This window comes from Paenibacillus sp. 276b, assembly GCF_900107875.1.
Taxonomy (GTDB): Bacteria; Bacillota; Bacilli; order Paenibacillales; family Paenibacillaceae; genus Paenibacillus; species Paenibacillus marchantiae.
Window position 1 is genome coordinate 42,354 of sequence record NZ_FNRR01000007.1, and the last position, 18,763, is coordinate 61,116.

Sequence of the window (18,763 nt, forward strand, 5' to 3'; positions counted from 1 at the left end):
ACCTCCTCAAATAACTTGCTTACTGCATGTTCCATGCATGTACTGCTAATCATTGTCGGCCCGATTGAAGTAAATTATTCCATGTAAAGAATGATTTCCCGAACTTTTTATGTAATCCGTGTGAAACACAAAAAACGAGCCTGACACTCAATGGATGAGAAAGCTGCCCGTTAAGGAAATAAAAAAAAGACAATCTGCCCCAATGAATCACATTAGAGTAGATCGTCTTCTTATTGATCAGTTACATTTGTGGAATAACAGCCAGCACAAGGGCCAGGAACGATTCACGAACACGTTCTGTCGTCTCCATAACCTCATCATGCGACAACGGCTGGTCCAGAATGCCGGCAGCCATGTTGCTGATACAGGAGATACCGAGTACTTCTATGCCGGCGTGGCGTGCCACGATGACTTCAGAAACGGTAGACATGCCGACAGCATCCGCACCCAGCGTACGCAGCATCACGATCTCAGCTGGTGTCTCATAGTTTGGACCAAGCATACCTGCGTATACACCTTCACGTACATCAAAACCTTGTGACGCGGCTGTATCCTTCGCCAGCGCACGCAGACGGCGGCTGTACGCTTCGGACAGATCCGGGAAGCGCACACCCAGTGCGGAGTCATTCGGTCCGATTAATGGATTCTTGCCTGTGAGATTCAGATGATCCGAGATCAGCATCAGGTCACCCGCCTCATAAGAGGTATTCACGCCACCTGCAGCGTTCGTTACGAGCAGCGAAGTTACGCCCAGTTCTTTCATAACACGTACCGGGAAGGCAGTCAGTTCCGGACCATATCCTTCGTACATGTGGAAACGACCTTTCATCATAACGACCGGACGGCCTTTGATGGTTCCCACCAGCAATTCGCCCTCATGTCCCTCTACTGTGGACACCGGAAAATGTGGAATATCCTGATAGGCGATGCTTACGCCATCTTCAATCAATTCTGCCAAAATGCCAAGTCCTGAACCTAAAATCAAACCGACTTCCGGTTTAATGGAACTTTTGCTTTGGATGTAAGATGCCGCTTCCAAAATCATCTGTTGGTTTAATGCTGTCATAAGATGTTCCCCCTTGAGTTGAAACGATCCGTCTGTATCCGCAAATGACATCAATGGAAACTAAACGCTGAAATGATGCATTCGCTTATGTATAACGGCGTTTAAATGTGTTCAATTTATTTTATCCTAAATCGGACTATTGTTCCGCATTTTTTTTGCAAATTTGTATCCAAGTACAAACTATTTTGCCCGCGGATGATGAGATTCATATATCTCTTTCATCGTTTTGCGACCATGATGCCCATACTGTTGCCCAGGCTGCTCCACATGTCCGAGCATGTCCTGTACCGCACGGGTATCTGCCCCACTGGCAATCAGGTGAGCAGCAAAGGAATGACGCAGCGTATGTGGTGTGATTTCACCCGAGATCCCTGCATCCATCGCTGCTTTTTTGAGCAGCTTCCAGAAGCCTTGCCGGGTTAATCGTCTACCGGATACGTTGACAAAGAGAGCCTGCTCGTCCGTCTCATTTTTGATTAGCAGGTTACGGTACTCGTTCACATAAACACTTGCCCACTCTGCTGCAGGCGCACCGATTGGCAAAATTCGTTCTTTACCGGCACCTCCACAGCGGATAAAGCGCATGCCTGGCTGTACGTCCCGCACATCCAGTGCAATCAGTTCGGATACACGAATGCCTGTCGCATATAATAACTCCAGCATGGCCCGGTCACGCACTCCTTGCGGTGAACGGGTATCGGGGGACGCGAGCAGCAATTCGATCTCTTGGATGGTTAACACCTGCGGTGGTGTCTTGTCTGCTTTTGGAGCCTCCACATCAAACGTAGGGTCCTGTAATATGTCACCACGCCGCATCAAAAAATGAAAATAGGAGCGCAGGGATACAACGCTGCGGGCAATGGTTGCATTCGCACGTCCTGCCTGTTTCTGCTGACCTACAAACAGGATAACATGCGTCCGGCGCACCTGCTCCGCTTCCCGGATACCGTATTCTTTATCCGCAAATTCGATGAACTTGTCCACGTCCCGAAGATACGATTCCAGCGTGCTGCTCGACATCCCTTTATCCTCTTCCAAGTATAAGGCATAGGCGTGTATCGTCTGCTTCATGCACAACGCTCCTCATCTGACAGGACTGCCACACGGGCAACCTGCTTCCGTATTTGCATCCCTGGCTGTCCAGCTACTCTCCGTACCAATAGAATAAACGGAGACGCTCTGCCATTGTAGGACGTCCTTCCCCGTTACTTGGCCAAACCGTTTCCTGAAATACTTTAACCGCATTTCCTGTTGGCATCTGATATTGGTCCACAGGTGAGATCCATCCGTTGAACAAATCCAGGACATGATAGAACAGATAAACTAATGCAGCAAAAAATACGATAAATCGAATAAAACGGAGCCCTCTCCGCAGCGATATAATCATGGGTTGTACCCCTTTCTGGTTCGAATCCGACTCGTCTAGAATCAGGGTATGTTAACGAACACAGGAATATGACATTCAGGGTAAACCTCACATCACACGCTGGACAAAAAAAGCTCCCCCGTCAAAACCGCCGGTGAGAGCTTGAAGATATGCTATGTTATTCTTCATCTTTGGGCTTCTGGTCATTTTTAGCTTTGCAACGGTAACAAATCCCATGGAAATCCAGTCGGTGATCTACTACCGAAAAGTTAAATTCCCGCTCCAGTCGCTCTTCAAGCGGTCCAAGCCAGTCTTCACGTATTTCATCCATACTTCCGCATTGAACACAGATTAAGTGATGATGGTGATGCTTGGATGTATCTCCGCGTAGATCATAACGCGCTACACCGTCGCCGAAGTTGATTTTCTCTACAACATGCAGCTCACTCAGCAGTTCGAGGGTACGGTACACGGTTGCGAGACCGATTTCGGGAGCCTTTTCTTTCACGAGCATGAATACGTCTTCTGCGCTCAGATGATCTTCTTCATTCTCAAGAAGTACTCTTAAGGTGGCTTCCCGCTGGGGCGTTAATTTATATCCTTGGGACTGTAGTTGCTGCTTAATTTTATCGATCCGTGCTTCCATTTTCTCCCTCCCCCTAGGAAATCACTGCACACTGCAACTTAACCCACTTCTTTCATTATAGGGGGAGTACATAATTAAAGTCAACATTTTACACTATCACGCGTAAAGCTAAGCGGGTAGTAGCATCGGTGTGACCCAGCGCATCATCGCAGGTGTAACCCATGTTTCAAATGACGCAACCCCTAACAGCAGTGCTGCCATAACGAGAGTTAACACCATATATGAAGCAAAAGGCCTCTGACGGCCTGGCGTCCGCTGCATCAGAACACGGTTCCGAATAATATATAAGGAAAAGGTCATGGCTGACACACTGCAAATGAGCAGTACCGGAATCACGAATAAATTATGAGGCGCAACGGAAACCAGGGCAAATAACAGCCCTTTCCATGAATACTGTCCGACAAGGTAACCCACTGTAAAACCAATGAGCACCCCTTTCAGAAAATCTAGAACCAATATGCCCGGCAGGCCGATGACCGATAAACCCAGAATGAAGATCAGGCCAACCCACTTTAGATGAAGCATAGCAATGTCCCAATAGGTTCCGGTCTCAGTCACCTGTCCGCTGTGCTGTACCGTCATGAAGAAGTTACCGAGGTATCCCTCCAGATCCTGGCGCTGTTCAAGGGATAGGGCATTAACCATCAGGGCGCCAAAAATGACACCCACCAGAAACAAGACAGCCACGAATACATATAAAGAGGTTTGGCCTTTGAATGTGAAGTAGGCAGAACGCATACAGGTACGAGTCCCCTTTCCGGTTATCATGCTGCAAGGATGTCGAGTGAAATCCTCATAGTCATTCTTATGAACCGGAATGCACACGTATGACTTCTTGTCCAGAATCAGATTTCTTCTCCATGACAAAATGCCATTCCCGCACCAAATGATGCTAACTCACTTTATTCGCATACCGCAAACTGATCTACTCTGATCTTTCCTTGCTGGACACCTTTCCGTAAGTGCCCCCACCACCAGATGACAATTCGAGTTGACCATCCCGCGCTGCAACGATAAGACCTGCGAGAACCGGTCCAACAACCTCTGCAAGTTCATCCTCGCTTGTACGATGTAATACGTTCATTTCCGTACCAAAGCGGTCCAGCAGCTGGCGCAGTTTGGCTTTCCCCAAACCCGGGATGAATTCCAACGGTACCTGATAGTGATAAGCAGGTCGGTTTGCTGGAACATGCGGACTTTCTCGGTCAGCGATTGCCAGTATACGATCCAGTACACCCTGCACAAGCTTCACACTGCCACAGTGTGGACAGCGTTCTGCCGACATCGCATGCTCGTCCATAATGCTCCCACAGGAGGCACAGTAGGTACGGTGGTATTTGCCAAGTCTCGGATCCAAACCGTAGTTGGCTGTAATGCTTCTGCCTGCCTGTCCTTTAAGTGCCATGCTGAATTCGTCAAAGGAAGGCTTCGCGAGTTGCAACTCGTTGTACTCTCGTCCAATCTTGCCCAGAGAATGAGCATCCGAGTTGGTCAGAAAGGGAACCTGATCCAATTCCCGAATATAACTGGCCATGGATGAATCGGAGCTTAGCCCAAGCTCAACCGCATCGATCAGGCTAGTATCCAGCACATCAGCCATACGAGGGGCTGTGCTGCCATATATGCCTTTATGCGGGGTAAACGCATGCGCTGGCACAATGAGCCCGCCACGCGCCTTAATCTCGGCCTGCATCTCAAGCGCGGGTACATATACCCGCTGTGAACTCAGGTTTACATTTTTCATATAACGTTTCATCCAGTCCGTGAAGGACTTCATGGTTTTCAGATCACGGAAGTAGGCCAGCATATGAAACTCCCGCATCCCTGGCTCGCGCAGCTCCAATTCCGTACCCAGCAGGATAGTTGTGTCCTGATACGCAATGCCCCCTCCCTCAAGCTCGGACATCGTGCCGTTCTCAAGCAGCTGTTCGATGTCCATCTGTACAACCGGAGAGTGGCAATCAATGACGCCGAGTAGATGGATTCCTTTGCGATCCGAGGCTTCTCTAGCAATGTTCTCGAATGTCAGATCACGGCTGCCACTGATTTTAACAGCTTCACCGCGCGAAGTTCGTCCAATGTGAATATGGAGGTCTGCATAACAAGGTTCCCACCCTGCAGACGCTGCCTGTTGCTCATTCATCATTAAAACCGTCCTGTTGTTCTGTAAAGATCCCATGCATACACAGCCATCATCGTTTTGGCATCACTGATGCGATTCTGATCCATCAACTGATAAGCCTCTTCAATTGTAATCTCGGACACTTCAAGAAATTCATCTTCGTCCAAAGCCATGTCTCCTGCTTCGAGTTCCTCGGCGATGTACAGATGGATGATCTCATCCGCGAATCCTGGCGAAGTATAAAACGAACGCAGATGCCGCAATGATTTAGCTACATAACCAGTCTCTTCGCGCAATTCACGCGCTGCTGCCACTTCAGGTTCTTCTCCCGGGTCCAGTTTGCCTGCCGGAATCTCAACTTCCGTACGTCCCATGGCCTGACGATACTGATCAACGACCAGCATACGATCGCCATTCAGAGCGAGGACAGCTACCGCTCCAGGGTGACGGATGATCTCACGTGTAGCAGTCTGACCGTTAGGCAGCTTGACCGTGTCGACCTGAAGAGAAATGACTTTGCCCTCGAAGATGGGCTTTGTCGATATCGTCTCTTCGTCAAGTTTTGGATTGGCAGAATGCTTATGATTGGTTGGGTTCATCTGTTCTTCAACTCCACTTCTTCGAATTTTGGTTCTCTTTATACGTATAAACCTCTGTTTTTTGGCATATGGTGAGCTTATAGCGATTTCAAACAAATATAGCGAATCAGGGGGACAACCAATGAACAGTTATTTAACACCGCAATCCGTACACGTGGTCGGACAAGCCAGACAAGTCCAGCTCATACTCAAACAATGGGTGCGTGAGTGGGGTCCAGATGCCAAATTAATCGATATGCTCGCTGGACGTAAATGATACTGTTCTTGGTCTGCAATACCCATGAAATATAACATGGTTTTGCCAAAAAGTCCGAACTCGGTTTGTACCGGATTCGGACTTTTCAGTTGAAGCACGGGGAGTTTCACCCTCAGTCTCTTTGGATTACTTTTTATTTGCAGCCGTTTCCTGAATAATAGCTACAACCACTTCAGATAGTTTCACAATATCCTCGGCACGGATGCGTTCTTTCGTCGTATGGATGTCCTCATAGCCTACAGCCAGGTTGACCGTGGGTATGTTGAACCCATTGAAGATGTTGGCATCACTGCCACCACCGGATGCAAACGTGCTAGTTTCCAGCCCCAGGCTCCGAATGGCACGCTGTGCAAGCTGAACAACCTCGTGTTCATCATGGAAGCCAAAAGCAGGATACAGGATCTCACTGCGGAACTCAGCGGTTGCACCATATTTGCGGCATGTCGTTTCCAGTGCTTCACGCATCTGGGCCACTTGAAGTTCTACCTTCTCCTGCACAATACTGCGTGCCTCAGCCTCAATCTGCACAAAATCGCAGACGACGTTCAGTGCTGATCCGCCCTGGAATTTGCCGATGTTCGCCGTAGTCTCATCATCAATTCGTCCCAGCTTCATCGCTGCAATTGCTTTGGCCGCCACTTGGATGGCACTGATGCCGTCTTCCGGATTCACGCCCGCATGTGCGGATTTCCCATAGATCTTCATCTGAATTTCCGCTCTGGCCGGAGCAGCCACACAGATTGTACCCACAGCTCCGTTGGAATCCAGGGCATAACCGAACTCGGCTTCAATATCCTTCGGATTCATTGCACGTGCACCAACCAGACCCGACTCTTCACCTACGGTAATCACAAATTGAATTTTTCCATGTGGAAGGTTGTTCTCTTGAATAGCTCGAATCGCTTCAAACAGAGCAGCAATCCCTGCCTTGTCATCTGCACCCAGAATCGTCGTGCCGTCACTGCGGATCCAACCGTCTTCACCCAGCTCAGGTTTAATTCCTTGTCCAGGCGTTACGGTATCCATATGACATGTGAAAAAGATTGGGGCTGCTTCTTCCGCACCCTCTGCTTCCCAGGTAATCACGAGATTACCAGCGCCATGTCCGGTTTTCTCCATGGTGTCGTCCTCATACACGCTGAGGCCCAGCTGAGTAAACTGTTCTTTTAACACTTTTGATATATTCTGTTCATGGGTTGTTTCACTATCAATCTGCACCAATTCCATAAATTGATCAATAACACGCTGCTGTTTTATCATAGGACTTTCCTACCTTTCTTCGATGCGGTACAATACAATTACTATGGTCTGTTTATTCATTTGTTGAAAGGAGTTCTCTCATCATGCAAAAAAAGAAATGGTTCCGCATCATTATCTATCTCATGCTGCTCGCCATGATTGGGTCCACCCTTTTCATTGCGCTCGAACCTTTATTGTTCGGATAGAAACCTGAAGCCTTTTGACTGTCTGATTTACAGACGGGGAAGGGCTTCTTTTTCTGTAATCCAGGTAATCTCATACGGGAAAATCCGGTTAAAGTATGGAACGATATCCTGCGCAACTTGTTCCACAGTGTAGGTCTTGCCTGTAATATCCTCCAACGAGGTCACACCATACTGCTCAATCCCGCAAGGAACAATACCCTGAAAGCCTGCTTGCTGAATGCCTGAGGTGATATTAAAAGCAAATCCGTGACTCGTCACGAAGCCGCGCCGGTGTTTACAACGATTGAACTTTACGCCGATGGCGGCAATTTTCAAATCTCCGATCCATACACCTGTGTAAGCCTCTTTGCGTCCCGCTTCAATACCCTGATCAGCCAGGTAATCAATAATCATCTGCTCTAGGCGACGTAAATAGCCATGTAAATCCAAGGCTTCATCCCGTCCAAGAACAAGTAACGGGTAACCTACCAACTGGCCAGGGCCATGATAAGTAATATCACCGCCCCGGTCAATTTGAAACAAGGAGATACCTTGCTCCCGCAGTTCGTCTTCACTGAGAAGCAGGTGCTCCGGGTGATTCTGTGAACCGATCGTATACGTCGGCGGATGCTGGAGCAACAGCATCTGCTCCGCTCCTTCTCCCTCATCCAGTTGCTGCACAATCGCTTTCTGGCGGTTCCAAGCCTCTTCATAATCAAGCATCGGTATGTACATAGCATCCAGCGGCTTGCTCATGATTCCCCCACACCCTTCTGTTTCAATGTTCATTGTATAATGATGAGCATTCTATTGAAGAAAACGGGAAAAGTGCACGGCCATTGGCACATACACTTTCCCATTATCCATCTATTCAGCGCTTGGCATCATTAGTAACTCATTGAAATGATGCACTTGCTCTCTCTTAATACACTTTCGATTCCATGGTGTATCCTTCAAGATTCTCTTTTACACGTTGCAGGAAACGTCCGCTGATGACCCCATCCAGAATACGATGATCCAGGGAAAGACAGAGGTTCGCCATGGAACGGACAGCAATCATGTCATTGATGACCACAGGTTTCTTAACGATCGACTCAAAGGTAAGAATCGCCGCCTGTGGGTAGTTAATAATAGGTTGCGACAGAATCGAACCAAATGACCCCGTATTGTTAACCGTGAACGTACCGCCCTGCATATGGTCCAGCTTTAGAGTGCCTTCACGTGTTTTACGTGCTAGCTCATCAATTTCACGAGCCAGGCCAGCGATGTTGCGCTGATCCGCATGTTTAATTACCGGTGTCAGTACAGAGTCTTCTGTACCCACTGCCATCGACAGGTTGATATCCCGTTTGACAATAATTTTGTCAACAGCCCATACCGAGTTCATGATCGGGTAGTCTTTAATCGCATTAACGACCCCCTTCATCATGAAGGACAAGTATGTCAGGTTGATGCCTTCTTTGCGCTTGAACTCATCCTTGAGTTTGTTGCGCAGCATCACCAGATTCGTCACATCCACTTCGATCATCGTCCACGCGTGCGGGATTTCTGATACGCTTTGACGCATATTACGAGCAATGGCATTGCGAACAGGAGTAACGTCGATGAAGTATTCGGATCTTCCCTGTCCGCCACCCTCTACTTCGATTTGCGGAATTTTCGGACTTTCGGTCAGATGTATGCCGGAATGTCTCACAGGAACGCCTGCGTCGGCTGCTGGAACGGTTTCTCCCGCAGATGCGCCCAAGTCTGCATTCCCCCGATTCAATCCGCTGAAAGGAGAACCAGAAGGTGCTCCCGAAGAGACCTGCTGTCCTGCTACAGTAGAAGACTGTGCAGACGCTGCGCCCGCGTTTCCGCCCTGTGCAATCACTGCCAGTACATCCTTACGTGTAATCCGACCACCTGCTCCTGTGCCCTGAATGCTCTGCAAGTTCAGACCATGTTCAGCTGCCAGGGATTGAACCGCAGGAGAATAGCGGTTACGCATCGGCTGATTGGGATTATGACCTGTTGTACTCGCTGCACCAGCAGCAGGTACGTAGTTCGCACTTTGTTGTGCATGAACATGATCACCATTGTGTTGCTGCGAAGCATGCGTTACTTGCTCTGCTGCTTCTTCATCAGAAGCAGCTACCTGCATGCGACAGATGGCTTCGCCAACCGCAATGGTTGTACCTTCTTCGACCAACAGGTCACCCATAATTCCATCAACGGTTGATGGAATCTCTGCATTGACTTTATCCGTAATCACTTCACAGATCGGTTCGTATTGTTCAACCCGGTCACCCGGTTTTTTCAACCATTTGGCAATGGTAGCCGAGACCAGCGATTCCGCCAGCTGCGGCATAATGACCTCGATCCATTTCATACTCATTTGTTATATCACTCCAAACTTTGCTTTTAAACTATCTCACTATAAGAATTAATACTCCGCGAGCGTACGCATCGCTTCCTTGGCTTTATCCTTACTCAGCATATAGAATTTCTCCAATGTTGGGCTAATCGGCATTGCCGGTACATCCGGTCCGCAGAGACGCTGAATCGGCGCATCCAGTTCGAACAGGCATTCTTCACTGATGATAGCCGCCACTTCGGCTCCTACACCACCGGTTTTATTATCTTCATGCACAATCAGCACTTTGCCTGTCAGACGAGCGGATGCAATGATGGCTTCGCGATCAAGTGGCTGCAATGTACGCAAATCCAGTACATGGGCAGTAATGCCTTCCTCACGCTCCAGCTCCTCAGCAGCCTGCATGACAAAATGAAGTGGTTGGCTATAACCGATAACCGTAATATCTGCTCCTTCGCGAAGCACGTTAGCTTTACCGATTGGAACGATGTAATCATCCTCTGGCACATCTTCCTTAATCAGCTTGTAGCATTTTTTGTTTTCAAAAAAGAGAACCGGGTCCGGGTCGCGAATAGCTGCTTTGAGCAGTCCCTTTGCATCGTATGCCGAGTACGGAGCTATAATTTTCAGACCTGGTGTACCAAAAAAGATCGATTCAGGACATTGGGAGTGATACAGCCCACCAAAAATACCGCCGCCAATAGGCGCACGAATAACAATCGGGCAACTCCAGTCATTGTTGGAGCGATAGCGAATTTTGGCCGCTTCACTAATAATCTGATTTGTTGCAGGCAACATAAAATCCGAATATTGCATCTCGGCAATAGGTTTCATGCCATACATCGCTGCACCAATGGCTACACCTGCAATGGCTGATTCGGACAATGGTGTGTCCATGACACGCATTTCGCCGAACTGATCCTGCAATCCTTTGGTTGTAGTGAACACACCGCCTTTAACCCCGACATCTTCACCAAGGATAAAGACATTTTCATCCCGCTCCATCTCTTCTTTCATCGCGAGACGGATTGCATCAATATATTCCATAACCGCCATACTTACCGTCCCCCTTCTTCGCTGTCCGCATAAACGTGCGTCAGAGTGTCCTCAGGTTTCGGATATGGCGCGTTGTCTGCGTATTCAGTCGCTTCTTTCATTTCCAGCGCAAGCTGGGAAGCCAGATCCGCATCCCGGGCTTCATCCCAGATGCCGCAATCGATGAGATAGTTCTTCATGCGAAGCACGCCGTCCTTCTTCCAGTTCTCTTCAACCTCTTCCTTGGTCCGGTATGCCAGATCATTGTCCGAAGTGGAGTGTGGAGATAAACGATACATCATTGCTTCAATAAGTGTTGGTCCTTCACCAGCGATTGCGCGGCGACGAGCTTCTTTGACTGCACCGTATACTTCCAGCGCATCGTTTCCGTCTACTCGCAGTCCGGGGAACCCGTAACCAAGTGCACGATCTGATATTTTACCACTCAGCTGCTTATGAATTGGCACCGAGATGGCATACTGATTGTTCTCACACATAATGATCACAGGAAGTTTATGAACACCTGCGAAATTGGCACCTTCGTGGAAATCTCCCTGGTTGCTTGACCCTTCGCCAAAAGTTACAAAAGAAACGAATTCTTGCTTCTTCATTTTGGCAGCCAGTGCAAACCCTACAGCGTGCGGAACCTGTGTCGTAACCGGACTGGAGCCCGTTACAATGCGCAGCTTTTTGTGACCGAAGTGACCCGGCATTTGCCGTCCGCCACTATTCGGATCTTCCGCCTTCGCAAAAGCAGACAGCATCAGCTCACGTGGAGTCATGCCAACTGCCAGTACAAAGCCATAATCGCGGTAATACGGTAAATAATAATCGTGATCCCGGTCCAGACCGAATGCAGCGCCTACTTGCGCAGCTTCCTGTCCTACACCGGATACGTGAAAGTTAATTTTGCCGGCCCGCTGTAAGAGCAAGCAACGCTCGTCAAACTTGCGTGCGAGCAGCATGTATTTGTACATATCCAATACTTCACCATCGCTAAGTCCCAGCTGTTCATGCCGATGGACCGCGTCTGCAGTACCTTTTGAACTCATATGAGGTACCTCCTTTTAATCAGAGCCTTTGCCCGTCTTACTACCCGATCTTATAACCTGGTACTAAGACTTGACTTAACCTTATTATAATCCCATTTGCCCAAAAAAGGAAAGGACCTTTCTCATAAGCCTGTCCGGCTTACATTCCAATCGATTTTCCGTCTACTGCCAACATGGCTTCACCCATGATTTCCGATAATGTTGGGTGAGGATGAATCGTCTGTCCCACTTCCCAAGGTGTCGCATCCAGCATCTGAGCCAAAGAGGCCTCTGCGATCAGTTCCGTCACATGGGTACCGATCATATGTACTCCCAATATATCATTCGTCTTGGCATCCGCGATTACCTTCACGAATCCATCCCGACTTCCATGAACCAAAGATTTTCCAATCGCCTGGAACGGAAACTTGCCTGTCTTCACTTCATAACCACGCTCTTTGGCCTCGCGCTCCGTAAATCCGATACTCGCTGCTTCCGGACGAGTATAGACACAGCGCGGGATTCGATGTGATTCGACGGCATGTACCGTTTCACCCGCCAGATGATTCACTGCCAAAATGCCTTCATGACTCGCTGCATGCGCCAGCTGCAATCCGCCGATGACATCGCCGATTGCATAAATATGTCCCTCACCCGTTTGCAAATGTTGATTCACAGCAATAAATCCGCGTTCGAGTTTGATATCCGTATTTTCGAGTCCGATATTTTCGACATTGGCCTGACGACCAACCGACACCAGCATCTTGTCCGCTTTCAGAGTCTCTTGCTTCTCATCCCCCAGCTTGACATCAATCTGAATACCGTCTTCCTGTATGCTATATGTCTCTGTCAGAACGCTAGCGCCTGTTAGGAAGCGAACACCACGTTTCCCAAGCAATCTCTGCATTTCCTTGGCTACATCTTCATCCTCTGCTGGCAATACATGAGCAGCGGCTTCAACAACTGTAATTTCAACGCCAAAATCATTCAGCATCGAGGCCCATTCGAGGCCAATCACCCCACCACCAACAATGATCAGGGATGCAGGTAATTCGTCCATTCGCAAAGCCTCATCACTGCTCATGATGTACCGGCCGTCTGGCTCAAGACCTGGCAGCACCCGTGGGCGAGACCCGGTAGCAATAATGAGGTTGGTTGGCACAACCGTATCCATCTCGCCATCTTCAAACTCGACAGCCACTGCACCGCTCTGAGGGGAGAAAATGGAAGGTCCGATCACGCGCCCTTTGGCGTGTACGACCTGAATTTTATTTTTTTTCATTAAATACTGCACACCTTGATGAAGCTGCTCCACAATTGCATCCTTGCGCGCCTGAACCTTCGGAAATACAAGTGTTGCTCCAGCTGTTTCAATCCCATACATTTCGCTCTCTTGGATCTCTGCGTACACTTCCGCACTTCGCAGCAATGCCTTGCTCGGAATACAGCCACGATGCAGACAAGTGCCCCCCAGCTTATCCTTCTCGATAATAACAACCTGTTTTCCTAACTGTGCGGCACGGATGGCAGCAACGTACCCTCCCGTTCCTCCTCCAAGAATGGCAACATCACATGTAATTGGCATCTTAAATGTTCTCCTCTATCCATATAATTTCAATACAATTTCAATATATTTGTAAGATGATGATTCGAATGATTCTCTTTTTCATAGACGTTATCTATATTCCATTGTACTCCCCTTGAGCAGTCAACTCAAAATTTGACCCTGAAACGCATGGACAGCTTCTGAAAACCAAGCTATGATGGAATCAGGTATGACCTGTAAGCGCAACCTTTATTTTACGTCAACCTCAGGCAGAAGGAGTTTAATGGTGATGAATACTAGACTGGTCTTTGCACGATTTGTGGCGATTATTGTTCTGGTCATTCCCGGGTTAATGGCAATGAAAGGTTTTCTAATGATGAAGGACGCCCTTTTCCTGTATTATGCCGAGCATGGGAACGAGCAGATCTCACCAGGATTTCAATGGCTCTCCTTTGGTGGAGGACTTGTCCTGTTCGCCGCAGGCATGAGTTTTCTGGGAGGTTGGATTCTGTTCCGTGACCGCAAGCGTAATTATGTAGGACCCCGTTTTCGTTCAAAAAACGCACCCTCAGCCGACAAAGCAGAGACGCCCGGTACGACTTCCTGAGTCCGGGCTTTTTGTCATTTTTTCTGGCTCCGCAACATTTCAACATCCGAACTTTACATCTGCCTTTATATGCGTTACTTGTTCAGGTATAATGCTTATTTATTCAAACAGGTATTTTGCATAAATTCAATGTTAGCATCTTGAATATGCACAATGCCCACTCTTCTATAGACAGGATGGTTCAAGATGGTCTCGTTTATCATTACGCTAAAAAGATTGCTTAAAGGCATTTTCCATGCCTTCAAGGACCAGAAGTTCCTGGCTCTGTTTGTATTAACTGCGGCGACACTTCTCTCGGGCACGTTATTCTATACTCGCGTTGAAGGTCTGCACTGGATTGATGCCCTCTATTTCTGCGCAGTAACTCTAACGACGGTGGGACATCCGGATTTTGTACCATCGACCGGTTTCGGCAAGGCTTTTACAGTCATCTATATGTTCGCAGGTATCGGCCTCACCTTCGCCATGATTGCCAGAATTACAGCAGGTATTCTATTTCCCCGCAAATTGCAGACAGAAGAGAACCCGGAGTAGACTCCGGGTTATTCGTATAATGCATCCCGCAGCTTGGTAGACATACGCGACTCTTTGGAAGAGGACTTCAGAATCGTTCTGCGCAACGTCAGATTACTGGCTTGCAGCCGCTCCGCTTCAGCGAACAAGTCTGCAAACAACGCCTGCGCAGCTTCGTCAAGGACTGACTGTCCTTTCAAATGTTCATATCGCTCTTGTAATTCGGATAATGCTTCACTCATCGTTAACACCTCTTTTCAATCGCTCCTGGCTTATGCATTACACTGCCGTAACCAACAGCTTAACAATCCATATAGTAACACAAAGCTGCTCAGATTAGTTCTGGCTCTTACTAAAGATTTTGTGGTACTCTGTAATGGTCGCTTTTTTTTGTTGAATCCCGTATGTGAGAGGAGTAGCAGAACTGTGCAAACAGGACGAATTACCGTAATTACAGGACCTATGTTTAGTGAAAAATCCGGTGAACTCATTCGCCGTTGTCAGAAATTAATTCAATTTGGCCGTAAAAAGGTCGTTGCTTACAAACCTGCCGAAGATGATCGGTTTGCTCAAGACGAGATCGTTAGCCGTATCGGCTATCGTCTGCCTGCCCATTCCATTCCCCGGCAATTGACCCCGGAATCCGTAGAGATGATCCTGACTCAGACCAAAGATGCCGATGTTGTTGCATTTGATGAAGTACAATTCTTCAGCAGTGCCATCATGGAACTGGTCTCCGAGCTAGCCTACTGTGGCAAACACGTCATTGTGGATGGACTGAATATGGATTACCGTGGCAAGGAATTTGGATATGTAGGCGGTTTGCTCGCTATGGCGGATGATATTGAGAAACTGTCGGCATTCTGTGCCGTATGCGGAAGCCCGGATGCGGCTTTCACCCAGCGTATCGTTAATGGAGAGCCTGTAACGCTTGGTCCTGTCGTCATGATTGGCGATTCAGAAGCTTACGAGCCGCGCTGTCGCTGCTGCTTCATTCCTCCTCACAAAGTTGAATGCTGAGCTGAATCAGCTTTTCCATGATTAATCTATAGGTTCTGATCGGCGGTATCTACTGCTACAGGTTTCCTGAGATTTCAAAAAAAGCCCCCGAGGGCTTTTTTTATTATAACTCCTTTTTACCAGCATACCCTTAATATACCTCTGCTTAACTCGGTCATTTGCTCTTTCTTTGCACACAAAAAAGCACCGCCTCACAGCGATGCTTCCCATTCGTCATCTCCCGCTAGTCCCGGGAAACAAAATATTTGTTGGTCATGTAGTAAGCGTCGCCACGCGACGTTTCTACCATTCCTTTTTTGGCATCCAAAAATACAATCTCTTTGCACTTGGTGCAATACCATTTGGTGCGCTTATATGGAGACTCCGTAACATATGCCGTGCCACATTTACAATCAATCTTCATTAATAACTCGGTTGATTTATATGCGCTGGACAAACGTTCCATGTTATCCTGCTGCTGTGTAGGCATAATTGTCTGCTGATAATCCGATAAATGATTCTGAACTTTAAAATCTGCTACCAATCCTGCATTCAATCCAAAAAACTCCTTGCCGATTTCGGTCACGAAGCGCTTCTCATTTCTGTAGCAATCCAGCCACTCAATAATCTGCTTATTTGACAGTGGAACCGTACCCTTGATACCGCTGTTTAAGGTGTAGGTCATGATGTATAAAGTATCGTCTTGTCTACCTGAGTACATTAGAATCCTCCTTCGAATACATTTGCTAATGTACTACAAAAACGCTCATAAATCAAAGCAATGTTATTTCCTGAGCGTATCTCTTCCTTATTAAATGGGTAACATTCCTCGATGTTCCGCCACCGATTTACAAGAACTGCATACACCTGCAACATTTCCCTGGGAAGTCGCATAATGCACGATGGACTTCACTTTTTTACTACAGATAGAACAATATTGCCTCCTTTCCTTCCTGGGTGTGTAATCGGATAGGTTTACTACGTTTGAGTTTGATTTGAACCTGCGCACAAAGTTCAGCCATTTCATCTCTTTCTCTCTCTTCCTTGTTTGCCTTCTAAGGGGTGCATTGCTTATGCTTGGGCAAAAATTGATCCTGCATTGGTTATGTATACGATTCCAAGTTGTGCATGCCTATCTCATAATCTATTCGACGTTTTGAGCCTTTTTCCTGTTTTTGATCTCTACGCATACAAAAAAAAACGACAGAACCTGCCCCAACCTCTTGTAAGAGAAAGGAACTTCCGTCGGTTAACTTGCCTTATTTATAAAACGTTCCAAGAACCTCAAGCGCGGGTGAGCGCTCAATTCGAAACGGATAGATGTATCCCTGATTCAGCTTCACAAACCTGCGACTCCACAGATCAAGTCCAGTTGTAAATTGGTACGCCTGATATATAAATTTGGAACAATAGTTCCGTTCAATGCTGCGCAGATTCGTCTGCAATCGATAGAATTTTACCTGCTTGTAATGATCCTGTACCCACTGCGCTGCCTTCACACCAGCCTGATTCAGACGGGAACGAAATACAATGAAACGATCCCCCTCATAAAAGCGAGTGATGTACCAATCCAAGGAATCGGCAAACACGGGCCCATAAGGGTGTACGTGATACACTTTACCGTCGAGTCCAATAATCCCCATATGCCCGGCGTAATAAGTCGATTCCGAACTTGGCGTATATAAAATATCTCCTGGCTCCAGCTTCATTTGGCCCAAAGCGGTAATAGGCAAATCCTGATGCAGCCTTCTGGACGCTGAACGTGCGCGCCGGCCTTCCACCAGTAGTCGATGCATTTTTCCAGCAACAGCGAGATAGACTTCCGACCATTTGATGCGTTTTTTCTCACGGCCTTTGAACCACCGATGAATAAATGTGGATATACGTTGAAATTCTTTTTTCATATTCTGCACTCCACTCTAATCTGTTTGACGTTTCTTGCTGTTATTCCTCACTTCTAAGGCTCATTATAGACAGTTGATGATGTATGTTCAATTCCGGTGCCTGTTCTATGTTGTGCAATTCGAGGAGGTTCATACCGAAAATGGAAACAAAAAAAAGCAGTTCTGGCATTAGCCAGAACTACTTCGTTTGATTCTATTCTTCCACAACACCAAGTTCTTTATTTTTTTCCTTGAACCGGCTGTTATGGGAAGACACATAGGCAACTTTCTCCGCCTCAGGGTCCATATACAGTTTTGCACTGTTTACCGCGAGGGCCGCATCCGTAAATGTACCGGCAATCAGATACAGTTTACTTCCGTAATCTACAAAGTCTCCTGCAGCGAAGACCCCTGGAATATTCGTTTGCAGCTTCTCTGTTGTTTTGACATGCCATTCACCAAGATCAAGTCCCCAATCCCGGAGCGGGCCAAAATCACTCTTCATGCCGTGGTTGACGATAATCGCATCCACATCAAGGACTTCACTCTCACCTGTCTCAACATGGGATATCGTCACTTGTTCGATGATCTCCCCACTTTGACTATGTAGGGTATCAACGGCGTATGGTGTACGAATATCCACTGATGATTCTCTCATCCGCAGTACATTGCGCTCCAATCCGCCAAAGCGGTCACGACGATGCACAACCGTCACTTGCTCTGCCAGTGCTTCAAGCTCATTGGCCCAATCCACCGCGGAGTCACCCCCACCAGAGATCAGTACCCGTTTACCACGGAAAGGTTCCAGCTCCTGTACTGTGTAGTGAAGGTTCGTAACCTCATAACGGTCAGCACCTTCAAGCTCCAGCTTGGCCATTTTATATATACCATACCCGATCGCCAATATGACGGTACGTGTCCAGTGTTGTTCTCCTGTATTCGATGTCAGCAGAATCGTGCCATCAGGCTGACGCTCAAATCCTTCAATTTGCTGTTCAAACACAATCGTTGGCTCAAATGTTCTCGCCTGTTCTTCCAGCTGTTTAATCAAATTTTCACACAGAATCGGGGTGACGCCGCCAACGTCCCAGATCATTTTCTCTGGATAAAAGAGCATGCGACCACCCAATTTATCCCGCGCCTCAATCAACTTGGTCTTCATATCACGCATCCCACTGTAAAATGCAGAATACATGCCGGCAGGTCCACCGCCGATAATTGTTACATCATATAATTCCAAATGCTGATCCATGTAGTTACCTCCATCAGTTCGATCCAAAGCGCTCGACTATTTGATATCGATTCTCATTATCA

At 47.6% G+C, this 18,763-nt stretch carries 22 protein-coding genes; 5 read left to right on the forward strand and 17 right to left on the reverse strand.

The features are described from left to right. Positions 1-241: 241 nt before the first annotated feature. The 7 genes from BLV50_RS25720 to BLV50_RS25750 all read right to left on the reverse strand — a co-directional run bounded on the left by BLV50_RS25720 (position 242) and on the right by BLV50_RS25750 (position 5,799). Positions 242-1,066 carry a purine-nucleoside phosphorylase gene (locus BLV50_RS25720; protein ID WP_063565732.1) on the reverse strand — a complete coding sequence of 275 codons (825 nt, stop codon included), beginning with the start codon at positions 1,064-1,066 and terminating at the stop codon, positions 242-244. Between the two features lie 180 nt (positions 1,067-1,246). Further along, entirely contained in the window at positions 1,247-2,137 is an 891-nt protein-coding gene (locus BLV50_RS25725) for a tyrosine recombinase (protein WP_064636791.1), read from the reverse strand. 73 nt (positions 2,138-2,210) lie between these two features. Continuing rightward, positions 2,211-2,453, reverse strand: coding sequence for a DUF4227 family protein (locus BLV50_RS25730; RefSeq protein WP_024630960.1), 243 nt, complete (start codon positions 2,451-2,453; stop codon positions 2,211-2,213). A 157-nt stretch (positions 2,454-2,610) separates the two neighbouring features. Further along, positions 2,611-3,078: a ferric iron uptake transcriptional regulator gene (locus tag BLV50_RS25735; protein WP_063565729.1), complete on the reverse strand. Its 468-nt coding sequence runs from the start codon at positions 3,076-3,078 to the stop codon at positions 2,611-2,613. A gap of 108 nt (positions 3,079-3,186) precedes the next feature. Then, complete coding sequence (gene spoIIM / locus BLV50_RS25740) at positions 3,187-3,816, reverse strand: stage II sporulation protein M (RefSeq protein ID WP_063565728.1); 630 nt, start codon at positions 3,814-3,816, stop codon at positions 3,187-3,189. 187 nt (positions 3,817-4,003) lie between these two features. Further along, positions 4,004-5,224: an endonuclease Q family protein gene (locus BLV50_RS25745; RefSeq protein ID WP_371129281.1), complete on the reverse strand. Its 1,221-nt coding sequence runs from the start codon at positions 5,222-5,224 to the stop codon at positions 4,004-4,006. Further along, a complete protein-coding gene (locus BLV50_RS25750) occupies positions 5,224-5,799 on the reverse strand; it encodes an NUDIX domain-containing protein (protein WP_063565726.1) in 576 nt (191 codons plus the stop codon). The genes BLV50_RS25745 and BLV50_RS25750 overlap by 1 nt, the downstream gene beginning before the upstream one ends. 121 nt (positions 5,800-5,920) lie before the next feature. Here BLV50_RS25750 and BLV50_RS25755 point away from each other — a divergent pair, with 121 nt between their 5' ends. Beyond that, complete coding sequence (locus tag BLV50_RS25755) at positions 5,921-6,055, forward strand: Z-ring formation inhibitor MciZ (RefSeq protein ID WP_090810664.1); 135 nt, start codon at positions 5,921-5,923, stop codon at positions 6,053-6,055. 126 nt (positions 6,056-6,181) lie between these two features. Here the strand turns inward: BLV50_RS25755 and BLV50_RS25760 are convergent, their stop codons facing one another. Further along, positions 6,182-7,315, reverse strand: a complete 1,134-nt coding sequence (locus tag BLV50_RS25760) for a M20/M25/M40 family metallo-hydrolase (protein ID WP_090810666.1) — start codon at positions 7,313-7,315, stop codon at positions 6,182-6,184. A gap of 83 nt (positions 7,316-7,398) precedes the next feature. Between BLV50_RS25760 and prli42 the strand changes: the two genes are divergently transcribed. Then, entirely contained in the window at positions 7,399-7,500 is a 102-nt protein-coding gene (gene prli42 / locus BLV50_RS25765) for a stressosome-associated protein Prli42 (protein WP_090810668.1), read from the forward strand. A 27-nt stretch (positions 7,501-7,527) separates the two neighbouring features. Here prli42 and lipB read toward each other — a convergent pair whose 3' ends face one another. The 5 genes from lipB to lpdA form a co-directional block, all read right to left on the reverse strand. Next, positions 7,528-8,235, reverse strand: a complete 708-nt coding sequence (lipB, locus tag BLV50_RS25770; protein ID WP_090810669.1) for a lipoyl(octanoyl) transferase LipB — start codon at positions 8,233-8,235, stop codon at positions 7,528-7,530. A 166-nt stretch (positions 8,236-8,401) separates the two neighbouring features. Next, on the reverse strand, positions 8,402-9,856 hold the full coding sequence (locus BLV50_RS25775; protein ID WP_090810671.1) for a dihydrolipoamide acetyltransferase family protein: 1,455 nt from the start codon (positions 9,854-9,856) through the stop codon (positions 8,402-8,404). A 48-nt stretch (positions 9,857-9,904) separates the two neighbouring features. Then, positions 9,905-10,891, reverse strand: coding sequence for an alpha-ketoacid dehydrogenase subunit beta (locus BLV50_RS25780; RefSeq protein WP_024630968.1), 987 nt, complete (start codon positions 10,889-10,891; stop codon positions 9,905-9,907). 2 nt (positions 10,892-10,893) lie between these two features. Further along, positions 10,894-11,922, reverse strand: a complete 1,029-nt coding sequence (locus BLV50_RS25785) for a thiamine pyrophosphate-dependent dehydrogenase E1 component subunit alpha (protein WP_063565722.1) — start codon at positions 11,920-11,922, stop codon at positions 10,894-10,896. 139 nt (positions 11,923-12,061) lie between these two features. Beyond that, a complete protein-coding gene (gene lpdA, locus BLV50_RS25790) occupies positions 12,062-13,486 on the reverse strand; it encodes a dihydrolipoyl dehydrogenase (RefSeq protein WP_063565721.1) in 1,425 nt (474 codons plus the stop codon). A 244-nt stretch (positions 13,487-13,730) separates the two neighbouring features. Here lpdA and BLV50_RS25795 point away from each other — a divergent pair, with 244 nt between their 5' ends. Further along, positions 13,731-14,054 (forward strand): DUF2627 domain-containing protein, encoded by a 324-nt coding sequence (locus tag BLV50_RS25795; protein WP_072735294.1) that lies wholly within the window; start codon positions 13,731-13,733, stop codon positions 14,052-14,054. Between the two features lie 186 nt (positions 14,055-14,240). Next, positions 14,241-14,588, forward strand: a complete 348-nt coding sequence (locus BLV50_RS25800) for a potassium channel family protein (RefSeq protein WP_024630972.1) — start codon at positions 14,241-14,243, stop codon at positions 14,586-14,588. A gap of 8 nt (positions 14,589-14,596) precedes the next feature. On the opposite strand, the gene BLV50_RS25805 is transcribed toward BLV50_RS25800, so the two are convergent. Continuing rightward, positions 14,597-14,809, reverse strand: a complete 213-nt coding sequence (locus BLV50_RS25805; RefSeq protein WP_063565718.1) for a hypothetical protein — start codon at positions 14,807-14,809, stop codon at positions 14,597-14,599. 184 nt (positions 14,810-14,993) lie between these two features. Between BLV50_RS25805 and BLV50_RS25810 the strand changes: the two genes are divergently transcribed. After that, on the forward strand, positions 14,994-15,587 hold the full coding sequence (locus tag BLV50_RS25810) for a thymidine kinase (protein WP_024630974.1): 594 nt from the start codon (positions 14,994-14,996) through the stop codon (positions 15,585-15,587). 223 nt (positions 15,588-15,810) lie between these two features. Here BLV50_RS25810 and BLV50_RS25815 read toward each other — a convergent pair whose 3' ends face one another. The 3 genes from BLV50_RS25815 to BLV50_RS25825 all read right to left on the reverse strand — a co-directional run bounded on the left by BLV50_RS25815 (position 15,811) and on the right by BLV50_RS25825 (position 18,701). Further along, positions 15,811-16,287, reverse strand: coding sequence for a hypothetical protein (locus BLV50_RS25815; RefSeq protein WP_024630975.1), 477 nt, complete (start codon positions 16,285-16,287; stop codon positions 15,811-15,813). A gap of 538 nt (positions 16,288-16,825) precedes the next feature. After that, positions 16,826-17,470, reverse strand: coding sequence for a hypothetical protein (locus BLV50_RS25820; RefSeq protein WP_090810673.1), 645 nt, complete (start codon positions 17,468-17,470; stop codon positions 16,826-16,828). A gap of 193 nt (positions 17,471-17,663) precedes the next feature. After that, positions 17,664-18,701 carry an NAD(P)/FAD-dependent oxidoreductase gene (locus BLV50_RS25825; protein ID WP_079694105.1) on the reverse strand — a complete coding sequence of 346 codons (1,038 nt, stop codon included), beginning with the start codon at positions 18,699-18,701 and terminating at the stop codon, positions 17,664-17,666. Positions 18,702-18,763: the final 62 nt, after the last annotated feature.